This window comes from Bartonella sp. MR168JLCBS, from assembly GCF_042194175.1.
Window position 1 is genome coordinate 623 of sequence record NZ_JBHIMP010000117.1, and the last position, 319, is coordinate 941.

Here is a 319-nt window from a genome sequence, read left to right on the forward strand (position 1 = left end):
TTTTATTTAACTCTTATTCCAAAATCAGCGTGAAAAATCAAATACAGTTTGTACAGGAACGTGATCTGAAGGCTGATTCCATCCCCGTGCATCACGAAAAATCGAAAGATTAGCTACAAAAGGTGCTAAATTGGGAGAAGACCAAATATGGTCAAGGCGCCGCCCACGATCAGCAAGTGCCCAATCGCGTGCGCGATAGCTCCACCATGTATAAATCTTTGTAGGAGGAGGAAAATGCAGACGCATAAGATCGACCCATCCACCTTGGCAGCATAAAGCTTGTAACCGCTCGGTTTCAATTGGCGTATGGCTTACCACC

At 45.1% G+C, this 319-nt stretch carries 1 pseudogene; it reads right to left on the reverse strand.

Features of this window, described 5'->3' with window-relative positions:
* Positions 1-24 precede the first annotated feature (24 nt).
* A pseudogene (locus ACFIK8_RS09625) lies at positions 25-319 on the reverse strand (exodeoxyribonuclease III); the annotation flags it as partial.